A 990-nucleotide genomic window follows, 5' to 3' on the forward strand; every position below is an offset into this window, starting at 1 on the left:
GAACGTGTCCCACCGGGCATCGTCAACCAGGCCCAGCTGCCGCCCGCGAGGAGTCAGGCGCGTATCGGCATTGTCTTCGCGCAACAGCAGGCGGTGTTCGGCGCGCGAAGTAAACATCCGGTACGGCTCCTGGGTTCCCGAGGTGACCAGATCGTCCACCAGAACAGCCATATATGCCTCGTCGCGGCCCGGCAGGAAGGGCGGCATCTCACGCAGGCGGCAGGAAATGTTCAGCGCCGCCCACAGGCCCTGGGCCGCCGCTTCTTCATAGCCGGACGTGCCGTTGATCTGCCCGGCCAGCCATAGTCCGTCAACGGCCTTGCTTTCAAGGGTGGGCATAAGCTGCACGGGGTCGGAAAAATCATATTCAATGGCATAGCCCGGGCGCAGCATGACGGCGTTTTCAAGGCCGGGCACAGCGTGGATCATGGCAAGCTGCACGTCCAGCGGCAGGCTGGTGGAAATGCCGTTGGCGTAGACTTCGGCGCTGTCCAGTCCCTCCGGCTCAAGGAATATCTGATGCCGTTCCCGGTCGGGAAAGCGGGCCACCTTGTCCTCAATGGAAGGGCAGTAGCGCGCGCCCGTTCCCTTGATGACGCCCGTGAACATGGGCGAACGGTCAAAGCCGCCGCGAATCAGTTCGTGAACGTGCTCGTTTGTCCAGGTCACATGGCAGGCCACCTGGGGCAATACCGGGCCGGGACCGTGAAAGCTGAAGGCCGGGGCCGGATCATCGCCTTTTTGTTCTTCCAGCACGGCATAGTTGATGGAGGACCTCAGCAGGCGTGGGGTCGTGCCTGTTTTCAGGCGGCCCAGCTCAAATCCCAGCGAGCGCAGGCTGTCGGAAAGACCCAGCGAGGGGGCGTCGCCAAGGCGGCCGCCGGGAATGCTGGTCAGGCCCATGTGAATGCGGCCGTCAAGGAATGTTCCCGTGGTCAGCAGCACATGCCGGGCGAAAAATTCAAGGCCCTGCGCCGTGCGCACGCCTGT

Annotated in this window: 1 protein-coding gene; it reads right to left on the reverse strand. The window is 63.4% G+C overall.

Annotation, left to right across the window (positions count from 1 at the left end; all coding sequences use genetic code 11):
* The coding region (locus tag V6C16_RS14165) for an FAD-dependent oxidoreductase (protein WP_333543548.1) at positions 1-990 on the reverse strand (990 nt) is incomplete at both ends.

Source organism: Desulfovibrio sp. 1188_IL3213, from assembly GCF_036763145.1.
GTDB lineage: Bacteria > Desulfobacterota > Desulfovibrionia > Desulfovibrionales > Desulfovibrionaceae > Desulfovibrio.